Origin of the sequence: Dactylosporangium siamense (genome assembly GCF_016862795.1) — a bacterium.
GTDB classification, from domain to species: Bacteria; Actinomycetota; Actinomycetes; order Mycobacteriales; family Micromonosporaceae; genus Dactylosporangium; species Dactylosporangium siamense.
Genome location: NZ_BONQ01000122.1, coordinates 1 through 26465, shown reverse-complemented (window position 1 = coordinate 26465; position 26465 = coordinate 1). Strand labels below are relative to the sequence as shown.

Genomic DNA, 26465 nt, shown 5'->3' with positions numbered 1-26465 from the left:
GCGGTTGAACCCGAACCGGGGCGGCGGCGGTTGAACCCGAACCGGGGCGGCGGTGACCGCTGGCGAACCCGAACCGGGGCGGCGGTGACCGCTGGCGAACCCGAACCGGGATGGTGGCGGCGACCGCGCGGCGATCGCAGACGGCCTCCGGGCGGATCGCCACCGGGACCGTCCCCGCCCGGCGCGGACGGCGGTCACGGCCCCCGCATCGATCGCCGGCCGTCACTGCGCACCGGTGCCGGCCGGTCGCCGTCCCATTTGGCGGGACTGCCATCCGGGGTGCGGGGACCGGGCGCAGCCAGGGCGGGGTCGATCTCTGCAACGGGGTTCCGGCCGGTACGCCGGACCGTCATCCCGGAGTATGAGAGTCAAGCGGGGGCGAGGGTCCCGGAAGGGCAGCCGGGTGTTGGCTTCCCGTGTCCTGGTTGCGATCATGGTCCGGTGACCCTGCTCGATGACGACACGCTCGCCGGCTCGGCAGTGGTGGCCAACTCCGCGATGAACCGCGAGCGTGCCCTCGCCGGGGTCAACAGCTACGACCGTGAGCTCGGCTTCAACCCGGTCGAGGCGCTCCTGCCGCTGGTCTCCGTGACCGGCGCCCCCGACACCGTCGCGTGGCTCGACCTGTGCTGTGGCACCGGTCGGGCCCTGGTCGAGGCGGCCGAGAGGCTGCACGCCGCCGGGGTCGGCGACCGGGTCTTCGTCCACGGGGTGGACCTCGTCGACGCGTTCGACCCGGCGCCGGACGTGCCGTGGCTGCGGTTGACCACCGCGTCGGTCGCCGACTGGGTGCCGGAGCGGCGGTATGACCTCATCACCATCGTGCACGGCCTGCACTACGTCGGCGACAAGCTCGGCCTCCTCGTCAAGGCGGCGGGCTGGCTGACCGGTGGCGGACGGCTGGTCGCCGACATCGACCTCGACAGCGTCCGGCTCGAGGACGGCAGGCCCGCCGGTCGGCGCCTCGCCGCGCACCTGCGGGACGCGGGCTTCAACTACGACGGCCGGCGCCGCCGGATCGGCCGGGACGACCGCGGTGAGGTCACGCTGCCCTACGAGTATCTGGGCGCGGACGACAAGGCGGGTGCCAACTACACCGGCCAGCCGGCGGTCGACTCCTACTACCGCCGGGTGTCCTGAGCCTGCAAGTGGCTTGCGAGGACCGACAGGTGGGTCGTCCGGGCGGCGGTGTGACGGTGCAGGCCTTCGGCGGTGAGGGTCACGAACACCCCGCGCCGGTCGGCCTCGCACAGGGCCCGTGACACCAGGCCGCTCTTCTCCAGCCGGGCGACCGCCCGCGACAGCGCGCTCTGGCTGAGGTACATGTCCGCGGCGAGATCCTGCATGCGGCGCTTCTCACACTGCTGCGTGACCAGTCGGTCGAGGATCTCGAACTCGCTCATGCTCAGGCCGTGTGCCTCGGACAGCGCGCGCTCCAGATGGCATGCCACCTCGTTGTAGCTGGTCAGCAGCGAGCGCCAGTGCTCGACCAGCGCGGCCTCCGACGTCATGCCGCGCATCCTACCCCCGCACCCCGGCCGAATGCACCTACATTATTTGCGCCCGCATTTTGTGCATGGACATTGGATGCACACGCATCTAGTGTTCCGTCCCGTGACTACGACCCTCCCGGCCTCAAGCACCATCACCACCACGCCGGAGACCCACGCGACGATGACCCCGCGACTATGGGGAGTCCTCGCGGTGCTCTGCGCCGTGCTGTTCCTCGACGGCCTCGACGTGTCGATGGTGGGCGTCGCGCTGCCGTCCATCGGCGCCGAACTCGGCCTGTCGACCACCTCGCTGCAGTGGATCGTCAACGGTTACGTCCTCGGCTACGGCGGCCTGCTCCTGCTCGGCGGGCGCACCGCCGACCTCCTCGGCCGGCGCCGCGTCTTCCTCGCCGCGCTCGGCGTCTTCGCCGTCGCGTCCCTGATCGGCGGCCTCGTCGACGACGGCACGCTGCTCATCGTCACCCGCTTCGTGAAGGGCCTCGCCGCCGCGTTCACCGCGCCGACCGCCCTGTCGATCCTCACCACCACGTTCCGCGAGGGACCCGCCCGGAACCGGGCACTGTCGGTGTTCTCCGTCTTCGGGGCCAGTGGGTACAGCTCCGGGCTGATCCTCGGCGGCCTGCTGACCAGCGTCGGCTGGCGGTGGACGTTCCTCATCCCGGTGCCGCTCGCCATCGCGGCCCTGGTCGCCGGCGTCGCCCTCATCCCCAAGGATGAGCCGGCCGCGGACGGCGGGCACGACCTTGCCGGCGCGGCCACGCTGGTCGGCGGCATGCTCCTGGCGGTCTACACCGTCGTCTCCGCGCCGGACCGCGGCTGGCTCGACCCGGTGACGCTCGCCTCGGCCCTCGTCGCCGCGGTGCTGCTCGTCGGCTTCGTCATCATCGAGCAGCGGGTCGCGCACCCGTTGATCCGCCTCGGCATCCTGCGGGTCGGCTCGATCGTGCGGGCCAACCTCAGCATGGTGGCGTTGTTCGGCTCATACCTGAGCTTCCAGTTCATGATGACGCTGTACCTGCAGGACGTGCTGCACTGGTCGCCGCTGAAGATGGCGCTCGCGCTGCTGCCGGCCGGCCTGCTCGTCGCGTTCGGCTCGCCGTTCGTCGGCCGGCTCAGCAACCGCTACGGCACGCCGCGCCTCATCGTCGCCTCGATGCTGTCGATGAGCCTCGGCTACGGCTGGTTCCTGCTCACCGCCGGCAGCGCACCGCACTACCTGGTCGCCATCCTGCCGACGATGCTGCTGCTGGGCGGCGGGTTCGCGTTCGGGTTCAGCACCATCATGGCCCAGGCCACGGACGGTGTCGCCGACTCGGAGCAGGGCCTCGCCTCCGGTCTGGTGCAGAGTTCCGGCCAGGTCGGGGCGGCGCTCATCCTCGCGGTGGTCACCGCCCTCGTCGCCACCGGCGGCTCGGGATCCGGCGACTTCACCCAGTTCCACCCCGGCGTCAACCTCGTCACCGGGATCGCGCTCGCCGGCCTGGCGCTCAGCCTCGTGCCGGTCCTGACCCGGCCTCGCGGCCGGCACGCGTGATGCGACACTGCACGACGTGGTGAAGGCATACGGCATCGGCCCGGTCGGCGGCGAGTTCGTCCGGGCCGATGCCGGCTGGCCGCCGGCCCTCGCGGCGGCCTGCGGGCACATCTCGGGGAGCGCCTCGTTCCGGCTCGACGGGCCGGCCCTCGCGCACGTCATCGAACATTCGGACCCCGACGACGCGGACGCATTGCGCTGGCTCGCCGCTGACCTCGAGCGTTCGGATCCTGACGCCGCCGCCGCATCGGGCCGGCTCGCCGCTGACCTCGAGCGTTCGGACCCTGACGCCGCCGGCGCATCGGGCCGGCTCGCCGCCGGCCTCGAGCGTTCGGACCCTGACGACGCCGCCGCGCCGCGCCGGCGCGACGACGGCAGTGTGCTGGCCGTCCTCGTCGAGGACCTCGCCGCGCCGGGCGTGGACCCCGACGCGGTCAGGCTCGCCGCCAACCTGCTGGCCGGGCGGGTCGAGCACGCCGACGGCACGACCACGCTCTGGCGCCCCGTCGGGCCGCAGGAGCTGCGACTGGTCGCGGACTCCGGGTGGCGCCGATGGCCGCCGCGCCTGCCCGACCAGCCGATCTTCTACCCGGTCCTCAACGAGGCCTACGCCACGCAGATCGCCCGCGAGTGGAACATCCCCGCGTCCGGGGTCGGTCACGTGACGCGGTTCAGGGTCGAGACGGCGTTTGCTCGGCGGTACACCACCAGGCGCGCGGGAGGCGGGCACATCTTGGAACTCTGGATTCCCGCCGAGGATGTCGCCGCCCTCAACGAGCATCTCGTGGGCACGATCGAGTTGGTCGGCAGCTACACCGGCTGATCCCGCAAACCGCTTGCACCCAGATCCGCGACAGTGTGGTCTTGACGCGTGGATGCTCAGCAGGTGCTCGCCCTGTTCGACCGGAAGATCCGTCAGGAGCCCAGCGTCGGTGCCGACTCCGGCTCCGTCGTGGAGCGTGAGCCCGGGATCGTGCGGGTCGTGTCGTCCAGCGACGGCTGGCACGGCATCTCCTGGTGCGACCTGGACGGCCTCGACGCCGACGCCGTCATCGCGGCGCAGATCCAGCGGTTCAGCCGGCTCGGCCAGCCGTGGGAGTGGAAGCATTACTCGCACGACCGTCCCGCGGACCTGCCCGAGCGGCTTCTCGCCGCCGGGTTCGAGCCCGACCCGGTCGAGGGCCTGCTCTTCGCCGAGATCGCCGACCTCGCCGGGCTGCCCGAGCTGCCGCTGGACGTGCGGCTCCCCGCCGGCACGAGGCTCGAGCCGGTCACCGACGCCGCCGGTGTCGACCTCGTGGTCGCCGTCCACGACGAGGTCTTCGGCGGCGACCACTCCCGCATCGGCAAGGATCTCACCGCCCGGCTCGCCGAGCGTCCCGGCTCGATCGCCGCCGCCGTCGTCATGGCCGGCGACCGCCCGATCTGCGCCGGCCGGATCGAGTTCCACGCCGGCACCGGCTTCGCCAGCCTGTGGGGCGGCGGCACCGTCACGGACTGGCGCGGCCGTGGCGTCTTCCGGGCTCTCGTCGCGCACCGTGCCGCCCTCGCCGCCGCGGCCGGCTACCGGTTCCTGCAGGTCGACGCGTCGGCGGACAGCCGGCCGATCCTCCGCCGGCTCGGCTTCCAGCAACTCGCCACCACGACGCCGTTCGTCCGCAACCCCTGAGCCGGCCTGCACCGACCCGGCGCCGTCAGGCCCGCACCGGCCCGATGCCGTCAGGTGCGGACGGCGCGCACCGCGGCGAGGAGGTCGGCGTGCGTGATCGGTGACGCCGCCGAGCCGTGCCGCGCCTCGTGCATCGCCTTGTCCAGCTGCGCCCGCCGCAGCGCCTCCTTGAAGTCCGCGCCGGTCATCCCCGTCGACGCCGCGGCGAGGGCGGCGACGTCCAGGTCGTCGGCGAACAGCCGGAACCCACCGACCTCGTGCCGGGCGATGAGCCGCCGCAGCAGCTTCGTGAGGATGTCGGCGCGGGCCTGCGGGCCGGGCGGCGGGACCGAGAGCTTCAGGTCGAAGCGCCCGGAGCGCACCAGGGACGCGTCGACCCGGTCGGGGAAGTTGGTGGTGGCCACGACGATGACGTTGGGGTTGTGCTCGATGAGGGTGTTCATCTCCTGCTTGAAGATGCCCGCCACCGCATTGATCATCTGGCCAGCGGCGTCGAACCCGCCGCCGGTGTAGCTGATGATCGAGTCGAACTCGTCGAAGAGCAGGACCGTCGGGTGGCGCAGGCGGCGGGCGTCGGCGAAGATCCGCTGGATGTTCTTCTCGGAGTTGCCGACCCACTTGTCGAGGATCTCCGGGGTGCGGATCTCGCGCAGCTCGCCGCCGATCTCGTTGGCGAGGGCGCGGGCCAGCATCGTCTTGCCGGTGCCGGGCGGGCCGTAGAGCAGGATGCCCTGGGGGCGGGTGGCGCCCCAACGGGCCATGACCTCCGGGTGCCGGAACGAGACGGCCACGTCGCGGAACTGGGCGACCACCTCGTCGAGGCCGCCGACGTCGTCGAGCCGGACCGTCTCCGAGCCTCCCTCGGTCAGCTCCGCGGTCTTCACGGCGGGGCTCACGGTGACCGGGCCGGTGGCGCCGGTCAGCTCCATCACGGCGAAGACCAGCGATGCCAGGTCGGCGGAGCGCAGGACCAGGTCGGCGCCCTCCTCGACGACGGAGACCGTCGGGTCGGGCACGGTCGTCGGGCGCTCCCGGGCGGTGCGGGCCAGGCCGACCGCGATCACCGCGCCGAGGACCGCGCCGGGCAGGCCGAGCAGCCGGAACAGCGCGCCGCCCGCGGCGCCACCGACGAACGCGCGGGCGATGCCGGGCAGGCTGACCGAGTTTCGCGACCAGCGGGCCGTGTACCCGTCGGGCCCGGCGGTCAGTTCGATGCCGCGGTCGGGCAGGTCGTGGCCGATCGGGCGGGGCGGGTCTCCGGCGGTGATCAGGTGCGCGTCGACGATGCGCAGGGAGCGGCCCGACACCTCGATGAGCTCGATCTCCGGCCGCAACTGCATCCTTCGAGTCTGCCACGCACCCGGTGCGGCGGCAGCGTTCGAAGGTACCGGAGAAAACGTGGATAAAAAACAAGAAAAGCGACAAGATCTAGACATGAAACATCCCCGGAGTAGGGTGCCGGGGATAGTGAGAGGGGGGCCATGCTCGACCGGTTCAACGGTCTGCCGCCCGCCGCGGCGCAGCGGGCACTGCTGGCCTGCTGTGCGTCGCCCGGCTGGGCCGCCAGGGTGGCCGACCACCGCCCATATCCGACGTCCGCCGACCTCATCGTTGCCGGCGTCGCCGCGTTCGACGAGCTGACCTGGCCTGACCTCGCCGAGGTCCTGGCCGCGCATCCGCGCATCGGCGAGCGGCCCGCCGGTGACGGCGCCGAGGCCGCCTGGTCGCGCCGCGAGCAGTCCGGCGTCCAGGGTGCGGACGCCGAGCTCGTCGCGGCCAACCGGGCCTACGAGGACCGCTTCGGCCACCTGTTCCTCGTCTTCGCCAGCGGCAAGTCGGCGGACGAGATCCTCGCCTCCGCCCGGGGCCGGCTCGGCAACGACGAGGAGACCGAGCGGCGCGTCGTGCGTGGCGAACTGCGCAAGATCGTGGAGCTGCGCCTCGAGCGGCTCGTCACATGAGCGGCCCGGAGCGCCGCGTCGCAGGAGTCGGCCCGGAGCGCCGCGACACAGGAGACAGCCCGCGCCCGCGCCGGAGCGCGGCGGAGGTGGCGGCGTGAGCTTCTCCACCCACGTCCTGGACACCTCGAAGGGGCTGCCGGTCGCCGGTGTCCCGGTGCGCCTGGAGACCCCGTCGGGCACGCACAGCGGGGTCACCGACGCGGACGGCCGGTGGCGGCTCGAAACACCGTTGCAGGCCGGCCGCCACCGCCTCGTCCTTGAGACGGAGTTCGCCTCCGACTTCTTCCCCGAGGTCACCATCGTCTTCGCCGTCGCCGATGACCGGCACCACCACGTGCCGCTGTTGCTGAGCCCGTTCGGATACTCGACCTACCGAGGGAGCTGAGACGTGCCGACCTTCGCGCTCGGGCCCAACCAGTACGGCAAGGCCGAGACCCGCATCGTGCGCGTCACCCGCGGGCCCGGCGGCGACGAGCTCACCGACCTCAACGTCAGCGTCTCGCTGCGCGGCGACCTGGCCGCCAGCCACCTCACCGGCGACAACGCCGCGGTCCTGCCGACGGACACACAGAAGAACACGGTGTATGCGTTTGCCCGCGAGCACGGGATCGACGGCATCGAGGAGTTCGCGACCCGCCTGGCCCGGCACTTCGTCGAGTCGCAGCCGGGCATCCACGGCGCGCGGGTCATCGTCGAGCAGCACCCGTGGCAGCCGGTCGACGGCAGGCACACCTTCCGCCGCGACGGCGGCGAGATCCGCACCGCCACCGTCCACCACGACGACGTCGGCACCCAGGTCGTGTCCGGCGTCAGGGATCTGGTGCTGCTCAAGACGACCGACTCGGAGTTCCACGGCTTCGTCCAGGACCGGTACACCACCCTGCCGGAGACCCGTGACCGGATCCTCGCCACCAGCGTGAACGCCACCTGGCGGCACGCCGGGCCGGCCGGCGACGCCTATGGGACCGCGCGCGCCGCCCTGATCGAGGCGTTCGCGGACACCCACAGCCTGGCCCTGCAGCAGACCCTGTACGCGATGGGCGAACGGGTCCTCGCCGCCTGCCCGGGGGTCGTCGAGGTGCGACTGTCGCTGCCCAACCGGCACCATTTCCTCGTGGACCTGGCGCCGTTCGGGCTCGACAATCCCAACGAGGTGTATTACGCCGCCGACCGGCCCTACGGGCTGATCGAGGGGTCCGTCCGGCGCGACGACGATGTCGCCGAGGAGGTCGCGTGGAGTTTCTGAGACCGTCCACCTGGGACGAGGCCCTCGCCGCGAAGGCCGAACACCCCGACGCCGTGCCGATCGCCGGTGGCACCGACGTCATGGTCGAGCTCAACTTCGACCGCCGCCGCCCACCGGCGCTGCTGGACCTGACCCGCGTCGCGTCGCTCGCCGACTGGGCCGCCGACGGCGACCGGCTGCGGATCGGGGCCGGTGTCACGTACCGGCGGATCATCGACGAGCTCGGCGGGCGCCTGCCCGGCCTGGCGATGGCGGCCAGGACCGTCGGCTCCCCGCAGATCCGCAACCGTGGCACCGTCGGCGGCAACCTCGGCTCGGCCTCACCCGCCGGCGACGCCCACCCGCCGCTGCTCGCCACCGGCGCCGAGGTCGAGATCGGGTCCGTGCGGGGCGTGCGCACCGTCGCCGTGGCCGACTTCTTCCAGGGCCCCAAACGCAGCGTCCTGGCACCCGACGAGCTCATCGCCGCGTTCCTCGTGCCGGCCGCGACCGGCCCGCAGCAGTTCGCGAAGGTCGGCACCCGCAACGCGATGGTCATCGCCGTGTGCTCGTTCGCCCTGGCGCTGGACCCGCAACGGCGCACCATCGGCACGGGGATCGGCTCCGCCGGCCCGACGCCGTTGCGTGCCACGGAAGCCGAGGCCCTGGCCGCCGAACTGCCCTGGGAAGGAAAAACGCTGCCGGACACCATCGTGCAGCGGTTCGGCGAGCTGGTCGGCGCGGCCGCCCGGCCGATCGACGACGTGCGCGGCAGCGCCGCGTACCGCCGGCACGCCCTGGCCGTGCTGGGCGGCCGGACCCTGCGCTGGGCATGGGAGGAGCACCGATGCGCGTGAACCTGACCGTCAACGGGGAGGCCCGCCAGGCCGACGACGTCTGGCCCGGGGAGAGCCTCCTGTACGTCCTGCGCGAACGTCTCGGCCTGCCCGGCGCGAAGAACGCCTGCGAACAGGGCGAGTGCGGCTCCTGCACCGTCTACCTCGACGGGACCCCGGTGTGCGCCTGCCTCGTCGCCGCCGGCCAGGCCGAGCACCGCGACGTGCGCACCGTCGAAGGGCTCCCGGGACCGGACGGTCTCGACCCGGTGCAGCAGGCGTTCCTGTCCGCCGGGGCAGTCCAGTGTGGATTCTGTACCCCCGGCCTCGTGGTCGCGGTCCACGACCTGCTGGCCCGCAACCCGACCCCCAGCGACCCCGACATCCGCGAGGCCCTCGCCGGCAACCTGTGCCGCTGCACGGGCTACGAGAACATCGTCGCCGCGGTGAAACTGGCGGCCGGCGCATGATCGTCATCGAGCACTGCGCGGTGTCCACGGTGGACGCCGCCGGCACCGAGCACGCCGACGGGCACATCGTCGTGGAGGGCAACCGGATCGTCGCGGTCGGCCCGGGCCCGTACGCCGGACCCCGGAAAGGCGGAGTGACCCGGGTCGACGGCACCGGCTGCCTCGCCACCCCAGGGCTCGTCAACACCCACCACCACCTGTACCAGTCCGCCACCCGCGGCTACGCCCAGCAGGAGATCCTGTTCGGCTGGCTGACCGAGCTGTACCCGGTCTGGGCCCGCATCGACGCGGGGATCGTGCACGCCGCAGCGGCCGCCGGCCTGGCCCAGCTCGCCCTGTCCGGCTGCACGACCAGCACCGACCACCACTACGTGTTTCCCCGCGAGGGCGGCGACCTGCTCGCCGCGGAAATCGACGCGGCCACGGCGGTCGGCCTGCGCTTCCACCCGTGCCGCGGGTCGATGGATCTGTCCGAGAAGGACGGTGGCCTGCCGCCGGACAGCGTGGTCGAGGACACCGACGCGGCCCTCGCCGCGACGAAGGACGCGATCGACCGCTTCCACGACCCGTCGCCGGGCGCGATGGTGCGCATCGCGGTGGCGCCCTGCAGCCCGTTCTCCGTCACGCCGCGACTGATGCGCGAGGCCGCGGACCTGGCCCGCGCCGAGGGCGTGCGGCTGCACACGCACCTCGCCGAGACCGTCGAGGAGGAGGTGTACTGCCAGAAGGTCCACAACTGCACCCCGGTGGAGTACGCGGAGTCGCTCGGCTGGCTCGGCGACGACGTATGGCTCGCCCACGCCGTGCACCTGGACTCCGACGCGGTCGCGAAACTCGGCGCGACCGGCACCGGCGTCGCGCACTGCCCGAGCTCCAACGGCCGCCTCGGGGCCGGCATCGCACGGGTCCGCGACCTGCTCGACGCCCGCGTCCCGGTCGGTCTCGGCGTCGACGGCGCCGCGTCCCAGGAGGCCGGGCAGCTCGGCGCCGAACTGCGCCAGGCCCTGTACCTGGCCCGGCTGCGCGGCGGGCCGGCGGCGCTCACCGCCCGGGAGTCCCTGGCGCTGGGCACCATGGGCGGTGCCCGCTGCCTCGGCCGCGACGACGAGCTCGGCTCCCTGGAGGCCGGCAAGCTCGCCGACATCGCCCTGTGGCGGCTCGACGGGCTCGGCCACGCCGGCATCGACGACCCCGTCGCGGCACTGGTCTTCGGCCCGCCCGCACCACTGCGGCTGCTGCTGGTCGGCGGTCGCGCGGTGGTGCAGGACGGCGCGCTGTCCACGATGGACGAATCGATGGTGGCGGCGTCGCTGGCCCGGGCCGCCCGCACCCTCAGGGAGCGCCGATGAGCACGACCACCGTGGGCGCCGGCGCCGGCATCGGCACGTCGCCGCTGCGGCCGGACGGGACGCTGAAGGTCACCGGCGAGTTCGCGTTCTCCTCCGACCTGTGGGCCGACCGGATGCTGTGGGGCGCGACCCTGCGCAGCCCGCACCCCCGGGCCAGGATCGTCGGCATCGACCTCACCGGCGCCGTCGCCACCACCGGCGTGCACGCCGTGCTCACCGCCGAGGACGTCCCCGGCAAGAAGCTGTACGGTCTCGAACACGCCGACCAGCCGGTGCTCGCCATGGGCCAGGTCCGCTACGCGGGTGAGCCGGTGGCGATCGTCGCCGCCGACCACCCCGAGACCGCCCGCCGCGCCGCCGCCGCGATCGTCGTGGAGTACGAGGTGCTGCCGCCGATCACCGACCCGGTCGCCGCGATCGACGCCGAGGAGACCGTGCACGACCGCGGCAACCTGCTGCGGCACGTGCCGATCCGCAAGGGCTCGCTGGAAGCCACCGCGCCGGTCGTCGTCACGGGCGAGTACGAGGTCGGCATGCAGGACCAGGCGTTCCTCGGCCCCGAGTCCGGCCTCGCCATCCCCGCCGAGGACGGCGGCGTCGACCTGTTCATCGCCACCCAGTGGCTGCACGGCGACCTCGGTCAGGTCGCCGACTGCCTGGGGCTGCCACCGTCGAAGGTCCGGTTGAGCCTCGCCGGGGTCGGCGGCGCGTTCGGCGGGCGCGAGGACGTCAGCATGCAGGTCCACGCGTGCATGCTCGCCCTGCACACCGGCCGGCCCGTGAAGATGGTCTACTCGCGTGAGGAGTCCTTCCACGGCCACGTGCACCGTCATCCGGCGCGGATGTGGTACGAGCACGGCGCCGACCTGGACGGCCGGCTGGTGTACGTCAAGGCCCGCATCGTGCTGGACGGCGGCGCGTACGCCTCCACGTCGATGGCCGTCGTCGCGAACGCGACCACGCTCGGCGTCGGGCCGTACAAGGTGCCCAACGTCGTCGTGGACGGCTACGCGGTCTACACCAACAACCCGCCGTGCGGTGCCATGCGAGGCTTCGGCGCGGTCCAGGCGTGCTTCGCCTACGAGTCCCAGATGGACAAGCTCGCCGCCGCGCTCGGCCTCGACCCGGTCGACGTCCGGGTCCGAAACGCCCTGGAACCGGGCGACACCATGCCCACGGGCCAGGTCGTGCACGGCCCGGCGCCGGTCGCCGACCTGCTCGACCGGGTCCGCGCCGCCGCGCCGCCCGCGCAGCGCGGCGACGACCTGCGCGAGCTGCCGGGTGGCGTCGCCAACACCACCCACGGCGAAGGGGTCCGGCGCGGTGTCGGCTACGGCATCGGCATCAAGAACGTCGGCTTCTCCGAGGGGTTCGACGACTACTCGACCGCCCGCGTCCGGCTCGAGGTGGTCGGCGGCGAACCGGCCGCCGTCGTGCACACCGCCGCCGCCGAGGTCGGCCAGGGCCTCGTGACGATCCAGGCCCAGATCGTGCGCACCGAGCTCGGCGTCGAGCAGGTCACCGTCGCCACCGCCGACACCACCGTCGGCAGCGCGGGGTCCAGTTCGGCGTCGCGGCAGACGTACGTCACCGGCGGCGCCGTCAAGGCGGCCTGCGAGGCGGTCCGGGCGGCCGTGCTGCGCCGCGCCGGGCGCGACGACGTGACGCTGCGCGGCGGCCGGCTCGTCACCGAAGGCGGCGAGGTCGTCGCGGACCTCGTCGACGTGCTCGGCGACCGGCCGATCGAGGAGACCGTCGAGTGGCGGCACAAGCCGACCCACCCGCTCGACCCGCGCACCGGGCAGGGCGACGCGCACGTGCAGTACGCGTTCGCCGCGCACCGCGCCACCGTCGACGTCGACGTGGAGCTCGGCCTGGTGCGGGTCGTCGAGATCGCCACCGCCCAGGACGTCGGCCGGGCCCTGCACCCGCAGTCGGTGCGCGGCCAGATCGCCGGCGGCACCGCGCAGGGGCTCGGCCTCGCGGTCATGGAGGAGATCCAGGTCGTCGACGGGCTCATCCGGAACCCGTCGTTCACCGACTACCTCATCCCGACCATCCTCGACGTGCCGCCGATGCGCATCGACGTGCTCGAGCTCGGTGACCCTTCGGCACCGTACGGTCTGCGCGGCGTCGGTGAGCCGCCGACCATCTCGTCCACGCCCGCGATCGTCGCCGCGATCCGCGCCGCGACCGGACTCGCGCTCAACCGGGTCCCGGTGCGACCCGAACACCTGACGGGGACCTGAGCATGGGACTCACCGACCTCGACCTCGAGGAGCTCCTGGCCCACGCCGAGCACCTGGACCGCCTCGCCCTGCCCGGCCAGGTGCCCGAATCCCTGTCGCGGCGCCCGGTGCACACCTGCTACGTGCCCGCGGACCGGTTCGGGCCGTCCACCGTCACCGACTGGGGCGCCCAGGCCCGGCAGGCCATCGATGCGCACGGCCTGCCGGACTTCGCCGAGTCCACAGTGGACATGGTACGGGCCAAGCTCGCCGTCGAGCCGGTCGAGGACCTGCGGGTCGACTTCGAGGACGGGTACGGCTTCCGCCCCGACGACGTCGAGGACGCGCACGCCCTGGCCGCCGGCGCCGCCCTGCGCTCGTCGGCGACGCCGTTCAGCGGGCTGCGGATCAAGAGCCTCGAACCGGCGACGGTGCTGCGCGGCGCCCGTACCCTCGACCTGGTCCTGACGGCGCTCGGCCCGCCGCCGCCCGGTTTCGTCGTCACCATCCCGAAACCGACGTCGGTCGCGCACGTCGACACCGCGGTCCTGCTGTGCCGGCAGCTGGAGCACGCGCACGGCCTGGAGGAGGGGCGGCTGCGCTTCGAGCTGCAGGTCGAGACCCCGCAGGCGGTCCTCGGCGCCGACGGCCGCTCGCCGCTGCCGCAGATGATCCTGGCCGCGCACGGCCGGCTCAGCGGGCTGCACTACGGCACGTACGACTACAGCACCGCCCTCGGCGTCGCCCCCGCGCACCAGGCCCTCGACCACCCGGTCGCCGACCACGCCAAGTCGGTCATGCAGGTCGCGGTCGCCGGCACCGGCGTGCACATCGCCGACGGCTCCACCAACATCCTCCCGGTCGGTGACACCGCCACCGTGCACGCCGCCTGGCGGCTGCACGCCAGGCTCGTCCGCCGGGGCCTCGAACGCGGCATCTACCAGGGCTGGGACCTGCACCCCGGGCAGCTGCCGACCCGCTACGCGGCGACCTTCTCCTTCTACCTCGACGGGCTCGTAGAGGCCCGCCGCCGCCTCGACGCCTACCTGTCCCGCCGGGACAGCGGCATCCTCGACGAGCCCGCCACCGCCCGTGCCATCGCCCGTTTCCTGCTTCGCGGTGTCCACTGCGGAGCGTTGTCGGCGTCGTCCGTGGGGCGACCGATCGAGGATCTGGAGGCTCTGTGACGTTCACGCTGCGCTCGCGGCAGGTGTATCTCCCGGACGGTCCACGCCCGGCGACCGTCACCGTCCACGACGGACGGATCGCCGCCGTCGGCGCGGTGGACGCGCCGTGTGACGGCGAGCTGCGAGACCTCGGCGACCTCGTGCTGCTGCCGGGGCTCGTCGACACCCACGTGCACGTCAACGAGCCGGGCCGCACCGAGTGGGAGGGCTTCGCCACCGCCACCCGGGCCGCGGCCGCCGGCGGCGTCACCACCATCGTCGACATGCCACTCAACTCGCTGCCGCCCACCACGAGCGTCGCGGCGCTGCGCGAGAAGCAGGCCGCCGCGACCGGCCAGTGCTTCGTCGACGTCGGTTTCTGGGGCGGCGCGATCCCCGGCAACGCCGGGGACCTGCCCGCGCTGCACGACGCCGGGGTGTTCGGCTTCAAGAGCTTCCTCGTCGACTCCGGCGTCCCCGAGTTCCCCCCGCTGGACCGGGCCGGGCTCGCGGCCGCGTTCGCCGCCGTCGACGCGCTGTTCATCGTCCACGCCGAGGACCCAGCGCAGCTGCGCGACGCGGCGGCGTCCCGCGCCTACGCCGACTTCCTCGCGTCCCGCCCACCGGCGGCCGAGGTCACCGCCGTCGGCACCGCCCTCGCGGTCGCCGAGGCCGCGAACGCCAGGGTCCACATCCTGCACCTGTCGGCCGCCGACGCGCTGCCGTTGCTGCGTGCGGCCGCCGCCGGCGGGGTGCGGGTCAGCGCCGAGACCTGCCCGCACTACCTCACCCTCGACGGTCTCGCCGTCCCCGACGGCGCCACCGAGTTCAAGTGCTGCCCGCCGATCCGCGATCCCGCCAACCAGGACGGGCTGTGGGCGGGGCTCGCCGACGGGACGATCTCGGTCATCGTGTCGGACCACTCACCCAGCACCCCACACCTCAAACGACGCGACAGCGGCGACTTCGCCGCCGCGTGGGGCGGCATCGCCTCCCTGCAGCTCGGGCTCAGCGCCGTGTGGACGGCGGCGCAGGACCGCGGATTCACCCTCGCCGACGTGGTGCGGTGGATGGCGCTGGGCCCCGCCGACCTCGTCGGCCTGCGCCGCAAGGGCCGCATCGAACCGGGCGCCGACGCCGACCTCGTCGCGTTCGCCCCCGACGAGTCCTTCGTCGTCGACGGGGCCGCCCTGCACCACAAGCATCCGGTGACGCCCTACGCCGGCACCACGCTGCGCGGCGTGGTGCACACCACCTGGCTGCGGGGGGCACGGGTCGGGGACACTCCACACGGGACGTTCCTGCGGCGGGAGGATGACCGATGACATTCACGGAGCTGCCGGACCTGGCCTCCAGACCGCTCGGCGGCGGGGTCGTCGACGCCAACGACGAGTTCTTCGCCGCCCGCGACAACCTCGTCAACCCGGAGCCGTCGACGTTCGAGACGTGGACGTTCGGGCCCAAGGGCAAGGTCTACGACGGCTGGGAGACCCGCCGCCGCCGTACCCTCGGCGACGACCTGCACGACTGGGCCGTCGTGCGCCTCGGCGCCCCCGGCGCCGTCCACGGCGTCGTCGTCGACACCGCCCACTTCACCGGCAACTACCCGCCGCACGTCTCGGTCGACGGCTGCGAGGTCGCGGGCCACCCCGCGCCCACGGCGTTGACCGGCTGGTTCCCGCTGGTGGAGCGGTCGGCCGTCAAGGGCGACACGCGCAACCTCTTCGAGGTGACCGACCACCGGCGGGTCACCCACGTGCGGCTCAACATCTTCCCCGACGGCGGCGTCGCCCGGCTGCGCGTCCACGGCGTCGTGGAACCCGACCCGGCGCTGCTGCACGGCATGACCGTCGACCTGGCCGCGCTCGAGCTCGGCGGCCTCGTCGTGGACTGCAGCAACCGCTTCTACGGCTCCGCCAACAACCTCATCCTCCCCGGTCAGGCCCGCGTCATGGGGGACGGCTGGGAGACCGCCCGCCGCCGCGACGACGGCAACGACTGGGTCCTCGTCCGGCTCGCCGCGCCCGGCACGATCCGCCTCGCCGAGCTCGACACCACCCACTTCAAGGGCAACGCCCCAGGCGCGGCCCGGCTGCGGGGCACCCTCGACCCGTCCTCGGAATCGGCCTGGTTCGACCTGTTGCCCCGCGTCGACCTGCAACCCGACACCCGGCACCGCTTCCGCCTGGACAGCACCACCCCGGCCAGCCACGTCCGCCTCGACGTCTACCCCGACGGCGGCATGGCCCGGCTCCGCCTGTTCGGCGAGGCAGTCTGACGCCGGTGGTTGCATCCGGTACCCGCGGGTAAGGTTCTCCTTACCAGGGCGCCGGGCCCGGGACGGGAGGACGGGGTGACGGCTACCGCGATCGACTCCGGCCTGTTCCGGCGCGTCCTGAGGCGTCACGCCGCCGCTGTGGTGGTGGTCACCGCGCCGGGCGAGCCGCCGACGGGGTTCACCGCCACGTCCTTCACGTCCGTCTCACTGGACCCGCCGCTGGTGTCCTTCTGCGTCGCCAAGGCCGCCTCCGCGTGGCCGACGGTCCGCGGTGCCGGCCTGGTCGCCGTGCACGTCCTCACCGCCGGCCAGGAGCCGGTGGCCCGCACCTTCGCCGCCCGCGGCACGGACCGGTTCGCCGCGCATGCCGCGGCCGGCGGTACCTGGACCCCCGGTCCGGATGGCGTGCCCCTCCTCGACGACGTCCTCGCCGTGCTCATCTGCGAGGTCGTCAACCACGTCGAGGCCGGCGACCACGTCATCGTGGTCGCCTCACCGGTGCACGCCACCCATCACGCCGACAGCACGGCGACGCCGCTGGTGTACCACGACGGCGCGTACCTGGCCCTGGACCGCTGATTCCCTCCTGTGGGTCGCGATCTGCCGGGTTGCGCGGTCAGTGGTGGCCGGCGTCCAGGGTGGTCGTCCACAGGACCGCGCCGTCGAGGTCGCGCAGCCGCACCGTGAGGTCGCGGCTCCACGGGTCGATCTCGACCTCGCCGAAGTGCTGGAAGCCGCCCATCGGTGAGGTGTTGGCGACCGGCGGCGCGTGCACGAACGCCGCCTGGGGCCCGAAGGTGCCGTCGAGGGCGTTGGGGCCGAACGCGCCCGCGTTCGCCGGCCCGGAGACGAACTCCCAGAACGGCGTGAAGTCCTGCACTGCGGCGCGCGCCGGGTCGTAGTGGTGCGCGGCCGTGTAGTGCACGTCCGCGGTGAGGAACACGATGCCCCGTACACCCGCCCGGTGCGCCGACCGCAGCACTTCGGCGAACTCGAGCTCGCGGCCGAGCGGGGCGCCGCCGTCGCCCTGCGCCACGCCCTCCTGCGCGGCTGCTCCGTCGGGCACGACCAGGCCGAGCGGCAGATCCGCGGCGATGACCTTCCAGGTTGCCCGCGACTCGCGCAGCGACCGGATCAGCCAGGCCCGCTGCTCGGCGCCGAGCAGGCCGCGGCGGGGATCGGCGTACGTGTTGGCGTCGTTGGGATCCTTGTACGTGCGCATGTCGAGCTTGAACACGTCCAGCAGCGGGCCGTAGGCGTACCTGCGGTACACCGGGCCGGGTGCGAGCGGCGCCCACTCGAAGAACGCCTGCCTGGCGCGGGCGGCGAGCACGTCGACGCGGCGCTCGGTGTACCGGGCGTCGTCCAGGATCTCACCCGGATACCAGTTGTTGAGGACCTCGTGGTCGTCCCACTGGTTCAGCTGCGGCACCTCGGCCAGGAACGCCTTGTAGTTGGCGTCGAGCAGGTTGTACGCGAACTGGCCCCGGTACTCCTCGAGCGTCTCCGCGACCTTGGACTTGGCCGGCGTGACCACGTTGCGCCAGACCCGCCCGTCCGGCAGGGTGACGGTCTCGGCGAGCGGGCCGTCGGAGTAGACGGTGTCGCCGCTGCACAGGTAGAAGTCCGGCTTGACGGCTTGCATCGCTCGGAAGATCCGCATCCCGCCGAAGTCGGGGTTGATGCCCCAGCCCTGCCCGTTGATGTCGCCGGTCCAGACGAACCGGATCCCGGCGGTGGCGCTCCGGGAAGCCGAACGAACCGGTGAGCGGTGCACCGGCGTGCTCCGCCTCGACCCGCACCCGGTAGTACGTGCGCCCGCCGGACCGTGAGCCGGGAACCTTGAGCTTGCCGGTGAAGTCGCCGGACGCGTCGAGGACCGGGCCGCGCAGCGTGCGGGCATGCTTGAAGTCGGGACGGTCGCTGAGCTCGACGAACATGCGGCCGGCCCGGTCGGCGCGGGTCCACACGTAGGCCGAGCCGCCGGTGACCTCGCCGCTCTGCACGCCGTGGGTGAGCACCGGACGGCCCGACGGGACGAAGGCCGCGGCGGGTTTCGCGGTCAGGATGCCAGGAGCGGCGACGCCGGTGGCGGCCGCGGCGGTCGCGCCGAGGACCAGGCGCCGGCTTACGGAATTCGTCATGCACCGAGATCTATCGAACCGAGTCGACGTCCAGGTGAACGCGTCCGTGCCACCCGACGAAACCGGCGGTGCGCGGTGGACCCCGCCGGCGGCGCGCCCCAGACCTGCGCGGCGACGCGGCGGAAGTTGCCGCCCAGGATCGCGGTGACGGCGTCCGGCGGGTAGCCCTCGGCCTCCAGCGCCGCCTCGACCCGCAGCAGCCCCTCCGGCGGCATGAACTCGATCGGGCCCCAGCGGGTGTAGCTCTCCGGGAACAGCTCCGGGTTGTTCGTCATCTCCAGGTTGAAGTCTTCGTGGTTGAACGGGAAGTCGCTGGCGACCCCGACGTGCTCGGGTCCGACCAGGTCGACGGCGTAGTCGATGTGCCGGACCAGCGCGTCGACGGAGGCGTCGTTCGGGCCGAGGAAGATCCCGACGGGGCGTAGCCCACGTTGACCGACGCGAACGTCCCGCCGGCCCGCCGGTAGCGGCGCAGCTCACCGAGCCGGGCCTCCGTGGACAGTGGCAGGCAGGTGTGCTGCTCCCAGAGCAGCCGGTCGCTCGTCACGCCGCGAACGGTACCGTGCGTGCCGCCCGTCGCGGTGTTGCTCGCCTTCTCGGGAGCTGCGTGCGGCCGGTACGCTCGTCGGGTGCGACGCGCCCTGGTGGTCGGCAACAGCGACGGCATCGGCCTGGCCCTCACCCGCCGGCTGGTCGTCGAGGGCTGGAGCGTCGTCGGTGTCTCCCGCAGCCCGAGGGAGGACCTCGTCCAGCACGTCGTGGACGTCACCGCCGAGGAGTATCCCGAGGTCCTCGCCGCGGTCGGGCCGGTCGACCTGTGCGTCTACGCGGCCGGCGTCGGTGAGCTGTTCGACCCGGCCGACCTGGCGGCGCAGACCAGGGCCATCGAGGTGAACCTGATCGGTGCGGCCCGGACCGTCGAGGCCGTCGTGCCGGGCATGCTCGCGGCCGGTGGCGGGCACGTCATCGGGCTGTCGAGCCTCGCCGACGTCGTCATCTCCGCCGACGCGCCCGGGTACGCCGCGTCGAAGGCGGGTCTCACCTCCTACCTCCTCGGGCTGTCGGCGGCGCTGCGCCCGCGCGGTGTCGCGGTCACCGCGGTCCGGTTCGGCTTCGTCGACACGAAGATGGCCAAGGGCACCGCGAAGCCCATGATGGTCGACGTCGACCGCGCGGTGGACGTGCTCATGCACGCGGTTCGCAGCCGCCGGCCGGTGGTGTCCTACCCGCGGCGGATGTCGGTCGCGGTCCGCGTGCTGCGGCTGGTGACCAGGAGCACGCTCAGACGGTGACCTCCGCCTCGTGTTCGACGGCCGTCCACGGTGCTACGCGGAGCTGTTCGAATTGCGGGCGACGGGGCACCCGGCCGCTTGATACGTTTCGCGCCGTGATCGAGGGACAGGCCCGCAGGGCCACCGCGGCGGACGCCGACGAACTGGTCCGGCTGCGGATGGTGATGTTCGAGTCGATGGACGGCGCCGCGGTCGAGCCGGGGGAGTGGTCGCGGGAGGCCGCGCGGTCGCTGCGGGAGCGGCTGCCGGAGCCGGACGCCCGCACGGCGGCGTTCGTCGTCGACCGGCCCGGCGAGCCGGGACGCCTCGCGGCGTGCGCGGTCGGCGCGATCGAGGTGCGCCTGGGCTCGCCGTCGAACCCGGCCGGCCGGATCGGCTACCTGTACAACGTGTCGACCGACGACGCGCACCGGCGGCGCGGCTACTCGCAGGCGTGCGTGACCGCGGTGCTGGACTGGTTCCGGCACCACGGGGTCGCGCGGGTGCAGCTGCACGCCACCGACCACGGCTACGAGCTCTACCGCCGGCTCGGGTTCCGCGACGTGGATCACGCGTCGATGGTCCTCGCCCTCTGAAACCAGCGGGGCGTCACGTGCCCGGCCGGCCGGTCCGGGCGGCGTCCAGGGCCGACTGCAGCGACCGCCGGTAGCCCTCGCTCGTGTACGTGGCACCCGACACCGTGTCCAGGTCGGCGCTCTGCCGCTGCAGGGCCTGCTCCCGCAGCACCGGCGCGGCCCGCATGCCGATCTCGATCCCGCGCGCCGCGGCCGTCGGCAGCTGCACCGCGACCACGTCGACGAGCCGCCCGCCCCGCACGTCGACGCGGACCTGGACGGGACCGTACGGATTGGTGACGACCGCGCCGAGGTGCGAGCCGTCCATCATGCGGCTGGGATCCACGACACCGACGCCCGGAGGCCGGGACGCGGCCGCCGAGCCCGGAGCGCGGGCCGAGCCCGGAGCGCGGGCCGTGGACGGCCCGGCCGGCCGGCTGGTCGTCGGGCCGGCCACGGCGGCGGCCGGAGCCGGCCCGGTGGCCGGTGGCAACTGGGCCTTCACCGCGACCAGGACCGCGGTGAGCACCCCGGTGCCGAGGACGGCGAACCCGATGCGGCGCATCAGAACTCGAACGGGTCGAGGTGGATCTGCCGCGGCGGCACCCCGGCCCGGCGCAACGCCACCACCGACGCGTCGACGAGCCCGGCGGAGCCACACAGGTACACGTCCCGGCGGGTCAGGTCCGGCACCAGCTCCACGAGTCCCCTCGGGCTGAACGCGCGTCGCGGGCCAGGGTCGTCCCGGCCGCCGGTGACATACCAGACCTGTGCGTCGCGGGCCTCGGCGAGCAGCTCCAGCTCCGAACGGAACACCAGCTCGTCGGCGTTGCGGGCGCGGTACAGCACGACCGTCCGCGGCGGGAGCTCCTCCAGCAGTGCCCGGATCGGGCCGATCCCGCTGCCGCCCGCGATCAGCAGCGCCCTGGCCTGCCGGCGGCGGTCCGCGGTGAAGTCGCCGCTCGGGCCCTCCACGAAGACCCGCGTGCCGGGGCGCAACCGGCGCAGGCCGGCGGTGTGATCGCCGACCACCTTCACGGTCAGCCGCAGCCACTCGTCGTTCGGGGCCGCCGACATCGAGAACGGGTGCGCCTGCCACCAGTTGTGCTGGTCCAGGAACCGCCAGCGGCAGAACTGGCCGGCCCGCACCCGCAGCTCCGGCAGCCGCTCGCCACCGATGTAGATCGAGACCATGCCGGGTCCCTCGGCGACGACGGCCCGGACCCGGAACCGGTGCCGCAGGTTCATCCGCACCGGCGCGACGACCCGCCCCCAGGCGACCGCGGCGACGACCGCGCACCACAGCAGCAGCGAGAACCCGCGGGAGAACCCGGGCACCGACATCTCCTGCCCGACCGCGAACTGATGCCCCACCGACAGCACCAGCACCAGGTAGGACGTCAGGTGCAGCAGGTGCCAGACCTCGTAGGACATTCGCCGGCGCAGCCACGGCAGCGCCAGGACCGCGAGCGCGACGAGGATCCCGGTGGCCACGAACGCGCCGAGCATCCCGGTGTACTTGTCGATCGTGAGCAGCCTGGCGACCTCGCGCGCGGGGCCGACACGTTCGAGCTTCGCGTATCCGAGGACGATGAACGCGGCGTGCGCGACCACCGCGGCGACGACGAACACGCCGAGGTCCCGGTGCCAGTGCAGCAGGTCCCGGGCCCCCAGCCAGCGGTCCAGCCAGGCGACCCGGGACATCAGCAGCACCTGCACCAGCAGGACGTAGCCGGCGACGAGGCCGGTGATCCGCCCGACGGCGGTCAGTGACGTCGCCGGGTCGCGCAGGAACCCGGCGGGCGTGTTCCACCACCAGGGCAGCAGGGTCGCGGCCAACCCCAGCCAGAACGCGGCGATCGTCAACGCCCGCCATGCGTCGACGGACCTCCGGCGCCGGTACGGCCGGCGAAACTCGTGCGGGATGTGCGCAACGTCTGAGACTGCCCCTTGAATGTCCACCGGGGACGGTCATACCAACAGCACGTGTCAGATGACGACAACTTTAGGCGCTTTTCAAGCAACCCTAATCCAACGGCCGTCCACACTGGACTCAGTCCAGAACGGACAGCCGGTAGAAGCGCCAGAAGTCGTGTTCGATCGGCAGCACCGTGCTGGCGAATCCGGCCTGTGCCGCCCACCGGGCCACGGTCGGCGCCCGCAGCGCGGTCCCGGCCGCCTCCACCGGATGCTCGGCCATCGTCGCCGGCAGGCAGTGCAGCACGCTGAAGGCGTACTGCAGGCGCTCGATCTCATCGGCCGGTGCGGTGAACTCGTCGGCGACCTTCTCGTCCGCGACGAACAGCACACCACCGGGCGCGAGCAGCCCCCGCACGGTGCGCAGCACCCCGACGGGGTCGCCCATGTCGTGCAGCGCCTCGAAGATGGTGACGAGCGCGTAGTCGCCCTCCGTGGCCGCCGCGTCCTGCCGCAGGAACGTGACCCGGTCCGCGAGCCCGGCCGCCGCCGCGGCCCGACGGGCGTCGGCGATCGACTCCTCGTCCAGGTCGACGCCGGTGACCGCGGCCCGAGGGAACGCCGCGGCGATCGCGAGGGTCGACGCCCCGGCCCCGCACCCCAGGTCCATCACCCGCGCGGGCGCCTTCGTGAGCCGCTCCACCACGTCGGGCAGCGCGGGCAGCCACTCCTGGGCGAGGCAGTGCCGGAAGCCCGGCAGGTTCATCGCCGCGATGCCGTCCCGGGTGAACGACCCGTACGCGGCGTACGGCACCCCGCCGCCGGTCCGGTACGCCTCGGCCAGCGCCGGCACGGCCTGCGCCACCCCGGCGAACACGGTCACCATGCCCACCCCGGATGCCGGGTGCGCCGGGTCGAGCAGCACGTCGGCGGCGCCGTCGGGCAGCCGGAAGGTCCGGTCCGCAAGCGACGTGCACAGCACGTATCCGGCCGCGGCCTGCTGTTCCAGCCACTCGCGGGCGTACCGCCGGTCGATTCCGGCCCGCTCGGCGAGGACCGCGTCGGTGGCGTCGGGATGCTCGTGCAGCACCTGGTACAACCCAAGTTGGATGCCTAGGTGCACGCTGAACAGTTCGGTGCCGGCGAGCAGCTGCCCCAGCAGCCGCTCGGTCAGGTTTGCGGTCTCAGTCATGCCCTCAAGGTTGACCCAGTGCGCTGTCGAACCGGGTACAACCGCAGTACGTGAACTGTACGAGGATGGTGGAAGCGTCCGCGGAAGGTGATCGTGAACCTGCGCATCGGGGTCCTCGGCCCCCTGGAGGTCAGCCTCGACGGCCGCCCGCTGCACATCCCGGGCGGCCGGCAGCGTGCCGTGCTCACCGCGCTGGTGCTGGCCCGCCCAGGTGTCCTCGGCGTCGACCGGCTCGCGGCGCTCATCGTGCCCGGCGCCGCCGGTGCGGACGCCCGCAACGCCGCGCAGACCTACGTGGCCAGACTCCGCCGTTCGCTCGGTGCCGCGGCGGGGTGCGTGCGGACCGCCCCGCCCGGCTACGTCCTGGACGCTCCAGCCGTCGACGCGGAACGCTTCACGGCGCTCGCCGCGCCGCGCCCGGGCGAGACGGCGCTCGACGCGCTGCTGCGGCTCGACGCGGCGCTCGACCTGTGGCGCGGGCCGGCGTACGCGGAGTTCCCCGACCTCGCCCGCGCCGAGTCCGCCCGCCTCGCCGAGCTGCGCCGCGACGTCGAGGAGACCCGGGTGGAGGTCCTCGCCGGACTGGGCCGGACCGCGGAGGCGGTCGCCGCGGCGTCGGCCCTCGTCGCCGCCGACCCCGGCCGGGACCGGGCGGTGCGGGCCCTCGTGACGGCACTCGCCGCCGCCGGCCGGACCGCGGACGCCCTCGACGCCGTCCGTGCCCACCGGGTGTGGCTGCGCGACGAGGCCGGCCTCGACCCGTCGCGCGCATTGCTCGCCCTGCAGGCGGAGCTCCTGCGCGACCCGACCGCGACGGAAGGACCCGAACGAACGACAAGACCCGGGAAGCGGATGGGGCACGAGGTTTCGCCGCGGTCCGAGCCGGCGGCGGCACCGGACGGGCCGATGGTGGGCCGGACAGGGACGGCCCCGCCGCGGGCACCGGAGCTCATCGGGCGGGACCGGGAGCTTGCCGAGGTCACCGCGCTGCTCACGGCCGGACGCATCGTCACGCTGATCGGACCGGGCGGGGTCGGCAAGACCAGCCTCGCCCTCGCCTGCGCGAGACCGCCGAGCGACGACCTCCGTGGCGACGACCTCCGTGGCGGCGACCTTCACGGTGGCGACCTTCACGGTGGCGACCTTCACGGTGGCGACCTCCGCAGTGGCGACCTTCACGATGGCGAGCTTCGCAGTGGCTACCAGCGCGGTGGTGACCAGCGCGTTGGCGGCCCGGCAGGCGGAGGTGACCCGCGCGGGAGCGGTGCGGCGGCGTGGTGGGTCGACCTGGCGGCGCTCGGCGACCAGGCCGCCGTGGCGCCGGCGGTCGCGGCCGCCGTCGGGCTCGTCGTCGAGGGCCGGGTCGTCGAATCCCTCACGGCGTGGGCGCGTGGCGCCGACGGGCTGCTCGTCATCGACAACTGTGAGCATCTCCTCGACGCGGTGCACGAGCTGCTCGGTGGGATGCTCGTCGAGGACTGCCCGGGGTTGCGGGTCCTGGCCACCAGCCGGGAACGCATCGGGCTGGCCGGGGAGCGCTGCTACGTCGTCGACCCGCTGTCCGCCGACGCCGCGGTCCGGTTGTTCACCGCGCGGGCGGCCGCGACGGGGACGGTGACCGGCCCGGACGGTGGGTCGGACCGGGTCGCGGCGCTGTGCTCGGCCCTCGATCGGCTGCCGCTGGCCATCGAGCTGGCCGCGGCCAGGGTCGGCGCGCTCACCGTCGACGACCTCGCGCGCCGGCTCGACGCCCGGCTCGTGCTGCTCGACGCCGGTCCCCGCGGCCGGCCCGCCCGGCACCAGACGCTGCGGGCCGTCGTGGACTGGTCGTGGCGGCTGCTGGGGGAGCGGGAGCGGATCGCCTTCGCGAGGCTGCACGTGTTCGCGGCCGGGATCGACCTCGACGCGGCCGAGGCCGTCATCGGATACGGCGAGCTCACGGCCGCCGAGGTCGCGCACGTGGTCGCGCTGCTCGCCGAGCGGTCGCTGCTGACGAGGCCGGGGACCGTGGGCGTCGGCCGGTACCGGATGCTGGTGAGCCTGCGGGTGTACGCCGCCGAGCTGCTCGACGAGGCCGGCGACCGGGAGCTGCGGCTGCGGCACGCGACGTACTTCGCCGGGGTCCTGGAGGAGGCGTCAGCGGGACTTTCGGGACCGGACGAGGCGGCGTGGGTGCCGGTCATCGAGGGTGCCCTCGACGACGCGCGGCAGGCGTGGCAGTGGTCCCGCGCGCACGCGCCGCCGGTGGCGGTCCGGATCGCCGGGGCGGCCGCGGAATTCGGGTTCTGGCGCCTGCGCGCCGACCTGCTCACCTGGTCGACGCTCATCCTTCCGGATGCGGGCAGTCAGGCGGCGGTGCTGGTCGGCGCGGCGTACGGCGCCTGGCTCGACGGTGACTTCGGCACCGCGGCCCGGATCGCTCAGGGAGCCGTCGACGCGGGTCACGCCGGCGCCGCGGACCAGCTCGGCGACATCGCGCTCATCCAAGGGGATCTCGACGGGGCCGAGGCGCACTACCGGCAGGCGATCGCGGTGCTCCCGGTCGGAACCCCGGCGCGGGCCGTCGCGATGGCCAACCTCGCGCTGCCCCTGGCGTACCGGCAGGACCCCGCCGCCCTGCCCGCCGCCGAGGCCGGGCTGGTCGAGGCCCGCGCCACCGGCAACCCGTCGGCCCTGGCGTTCGCCATGTTCGCCCTGGCGGAGGCGCACGGCGACGGTGACCCCACCGCCGCGATCGGCGCCCTCGACCAGGCGCTGCGGCTCGCGGACTCGGTCGGCAACCGGTTCGTCGCCGGGGTCACCCGCACCGCCATGGTCGCGTTGCGGGGCCGGCACGGCCCGCCCGGGCCCGCCCTTGCCCTGTTCGCCGGCGCGATCCGGCACTGGCGGACCACCGGCGGCCGGCCGCTGCTCATCATCGCGCTGCGGAACCTGGTGGTGCTGTTCGCCCGGACCGGCCGGGACGTGGCCGCGATCGAGCTGGCCGCCGCGTTGGACGCGCCGTCCGGGGTGTACGGCGCCGAAGCGGAACGGCTCGCCCAGGCGCTCGGCGCCGTCCGGGTCCGCCTGCCGGTCACCACGGCCGAGGAGGCCTGGCGGCGGGGCAGCACCCGCAGCGCCGACGAGGCCGCCGCGG

General features: G+C 73.6%; 24 protein-coding genes and 1 pseudogene. 18 read left to right on the top strand and 7 right to left on the bottom strand.

Annotation, left to right across the window (positions count from 1 at the left end; all coding sequences use genetic code 11):
- The first annotated feature begins 441 nt into the window (after window positions 1-441).
- Window positions 442-1140 (top strand): class I SAM-dependent methyltransferase, encoded by a 699-nt coding sequence (locus Dsi01nite_RS38260; RefSeq protein ID WP_239136472.1) that lies wholly within the window; start codon window positions 442-444, stop codon window positions 1138-1140.
- Here the strand turns inward: Dsi01nite_RS38260 and Dsi01nite_RS38255 are convergent.
- Entirely contained in the window at window positions 1122-1511 is a 390-nt protein-coding gene (locus Dsi01nite_RS38255; protein ID WP_203851272.1) for a MarR family winged helix-turn-helix transcriptional regulator, read from the bottom strand. The two genes, Dsi01nite_RS38260 and Dsi01nite_RS38255, sit on opposite strands and share 19 nt — an antisense overlap.
- Before the next feature lie 103 nt (window positions 1512-1614).
- Here Dsi01nite_RS38255 and Dsi01nite_RS38250 point away from each other — a divergent pair, with 103 nt between their 5' ends.
- The 3 genes from Dsi01nite_RS38250 (at window position 1615) to Dsi01nite_RS38240 (ending at window position 4717) form a co-directional block, all read left to right on the top strand.
- On the top strand, window positions 1615-3048 hold the full coding sequence (locus Dsi01nite_RS38250; RefSeq protein ID WP_239136471.1) for an MFS transporter: 1434 nt from the start codon (window positions 1615-1617) through the stop codon (window positions 3046-3048).
- A 454-nt stretch (window positions 3049-3502) separates the two neighbouring features.
- Entirely contained in the window at window positions 3503-3871 is a 369-nt protein-coding gene (locus tag Dsi01nite_RS38245) for a hypothetical protein (RefSeq protein ID WP_203851331.1), read from the top strand.
- Between the two features lie 48 nt (window positions 3872-3919).
- Window positions 3920-4717 (top strand): GNAT family N-acetyltransferase, encoded by a 798-nt coding sequence (locus tag Dsi01nite_RS38240; protein WP_203851271.1) that lies wholly within the window; start codon window positions 3920-3922, stop codon window positions 4715-4717.
- Between the two features lie 50 nt (window positions 4718-4767).
- On the opposite strand, the gene Dsi01nite_RS38235 is transcribed toward Dsi01nite_RS38240, so the two are convergent.
- Window positions 4768-6057: an ATP-binding protein gene (locus tag Dsi01nite_RS38235; RefSeq protein WP_239136470.1), complete on the bottom strand. Its 1290-nt coding sequence runs from the start codon at window positions 6055-6057 to the stop codon at window positions 4768-4770.
- Window positions 6058-6198: 141 nt separating this feature from the next.
- Between Dsi01nite_RS38235 and uraD the strand changes: the two genes are divergently transcribed.
- The 11 genes from uraD to Dsi01nite_RS38180 all read left to right on the top strand — a co-directional run bounded on the left by uraD (window position 6199) and on the right by Dsi01nite_RS38180 (window position 16809).
- Complete coding sequence (gene uraD / locus Dsi01nite_RS38230; RefSeq protein WP_203851269.1) at window positions 6199-6678, top strand: 2-oxo-4-hydroxy-4-carboxy-5-ureidoimidazoline decarboxylase; 480 nt, start codon at window positions 6199-6201, stop codon at window positions 6676-6678.
- A 94-nt stretch (window positions 6679-6772) separates the two neighbouring features.
- Window positions 6773-7063, top strand: coding sequence for a hydroxyisourate hydrolase (locus tag Dsi01nite_RS38225; RefSeq protein WP_203851268.1), 291 nt, complete (start codon window positions 6773-6775; stop codon window positions 7061-7063).
- A 3-nt stretch (window positions 7064-7066) separates the two neighbouring features.
- The gene (gene pucL / locus Dsi01nite_RS38220) at window positions 7067-7924 is read left to right on the top strand and encodes a factor-independent urate hydroxylase (protein ID WP_203851267.1); all 858 of its coding nucleotides are present in this window, start codon (window positions 7067-7069) and stop codon (window positions 7922-7924) included.
- Window positions 7912-8760, top strand: coding sequence for an FAD binding domain-containing protein (locus Dsi01nite_RS38215; RefSeq protein WP_203851266.1), 849 nt, complete (start codon window positions 7912-7914; stop codon window positions 8758-8760). Before pucL ends, Dsi01nite_RS38215 begins: the two co-directional genes overlap by 13 nt.
- Window positions 8751-9209, top strand: a complete 459-nt coding sequence (locus Dsi01nite_RS38210; protein ID WP_203851265.1) for a (2Fe-2S)-binding protein — start codon at window positions 8751-8753, stop codon at window positions 9207-9209. The genes Dsi01nite_RS38215 and Dsi01nite_RS38210 overlap by 10 nt, the downstream gene beginning before the upstream one ends.
- On the top strand, window positions 9206-10558 hold the full coding sequence (locus tag Dsi01nite_RS38205) for an 8-oxoguanine deaminase (RefSeq protein WP_203851264.1): 1353 nt from the start codon (window positions 9206-9208) through the stop codon (window positions 10556-10558). Before Dsi01nite_RS38210 ends, Dsi01nite_RS38205 begins: the two co-directional genes overlap by 4 nt.
- Complete coding sequence (pucD, locus tag Dsi01nite_RS38200) at window positions 10555-12807, top strand: xanthine dehydrogenase subunit D (protein WP_203851263.1); 2253 nt, start codon at window positions 10555-10557, stop codon at window positions 12805-12807. The genes Dsi01nite_RS38205 and pucD overlap by 4 nt, the downstream gene beginning before the upstream one ends.
- A 2-nt stretch (window positions 12808-12809) precedes the next feature.
- Window positions 12810-13973 (top strand): DUF6986 family protein, encoded by a 1164-nt coding sequence (locus tag Dsi01nite_RS38195; RefSeq protein ID WP_203851262.1) that lies wholly within the window; start codon window positions 12810-12812, stop codon window positions 13971-13973.
- A complete protein-coding gene (gene allB, locus Dsi01nite_RS38190) occupies window positions 13970-15277 on the top strand; it encodes an allantoinase AllB (protein ID WP_203851261.1) in 1308 nt (435 codons plus the stop codon). The genes Dsi01nite_RS38195 and allB overlap by 4 nt, the downstream gene beginning before the upstream one ends.
- Entirely contained in the window at window positions 15274-16230 is a 957-nt protein-coding gene (gene alc, locus Dsi01nite_RS38185; protein ID WP_203851260.1) for an allantoicase, read from the top strand. The genes allB and alc overlap by 4 nt, the downstream gene beginning before the upstream one ends.
- Before the next feature lie 75 nt (window positions 16231-16305).
- The gene (locus Dsi01nite_RS38180) at window positions 16306-16809 is read left to right on the top strand and encodes a flavin reductase family protein (protein ID WP_203851259.1); all 504 of its coding nucleotides are present in this window, start codon (window positions 16306-16308) and stop codon (window positions 16807-16809) included.
- A gap of 37 nt (window positions 16810-16846) precedes the next feature.
- Here the strand turns inward: Dsi01nite_RS38180 and Dsi01nite_RS38175 are convergent.
- Both Dsi01nite_RS38175 and Dsi01nite_RS38170 read right to left on the bottom strand, forming a co-directional pair.
- A pseudogene (locus Dsi01nite_RS38175) lies at window positions 16847-18374 on the bottom strand (alkaline phosphatase D family protein).
- Window positions 18371-18649, bottom strand: coding sequence for a hypothetical protein (locus Dsi01nite_RS38170; protein ID WP_505661197.1), 279 nt, complete (start codon window positions 18647-18649; stop codon window positions 18371-18373). The pseudogene Dsi01nite_RS38175 and the gene Dsi01nite_RS38170 overlap by 4 nt, the downstream one beginning before the upstream one ends.
- A 354-nt stretch (window positions 18650-19003) precedes the next feature.
- On the opposite strand from Dsi01nite_RS38170, the gene Dsi01nite_RS38165 reads away from it, so the two are divergent.
- Together Dsi01nite_RS38165 and Dsi01nite_RS38160 are read left to right on the top strand one after the other, a co-directional pair.
- Window positions 19004-19666: an SDR family NAD(P)-dependent oxidoreductase gene (locus Dsi01nite_RS38165; protein WP_239136469.1), complete on the top strand. Its 663-nt coding sequence runs from the start codon at window positions 19004-19006 to the stop codon at window positions 19664-19666.
- Between the two features lie 95 nt (window positions 19667-19761).
- A complete protein-coding gene (locus Dsi01nite_RS38160) occupies window positions 19762-20241 on the top strand; it encodes a GNAT family N-acetyltransferase (RefSeq protein WP_203851258.1) in 480 nt (159 codons plus the stop codon).
- Between the two features lie 13 nt (window positions 20242-20254).
- Here the strand turns inward: Dsi01nite_RS38160 and Dsi01nite_RS38155 are convergent, their stop codons facing one another.
- From Dsi01nite_RS38155 to Dsi01nite_RS38145, 3 genes are all read right to left on the bottom strand, one after another.
- Complete coding sequence (locus Dsi01nite_RS38155) at window positions 20255-20785, bottom strand: FMN-binding protein (RefSeq protein ID WP_203851257.1); 531 nt, start codon at window positions 20783-20785, stop codon at window positions 20255-20257.
- A complete protein-coding gene (locus Dsi01nite_RS38150) occupies window positions 20785-22086 on the bottom strand; it encodes a ferredoxin reductase family protein (RefSeq protein ID WP_203851256.1) in 1302 nt (433 codons plus the stop codon). The genes Dsi01nite_RS38155 and Dsi01nite_RS38150 overlap by 1 nt, the downstream gene beginning before the upstream one ends.
- Before the next feature lie 187 nt (window positions 22087-22273).
- Window positions 22274-23329: a class I SAM-dependent methyltransferase gene (locus Dsi01nite_RS38145; RefSeq protein WP_203851255.1), complete on the bottom strand. Its 1056-nt coding sequence runs from the start codon at window positions 23327-23329 to the stop codon at window positions 22274-22276.
- 93 nt (window positions 23330-23422) lie between these two features.
- Here Dsi01nite_RS38145 and Dsi01nite_RS38140 point away from each other — a divergent pair.
- The coding region (locus Dsi01nite_RS38140) for an AfsR/SARP family transcriptional regulator (protein ID WP_203851254.1) at window positions 23423-26465 on the top strand (3043 nt) is incomplete at its 3' end.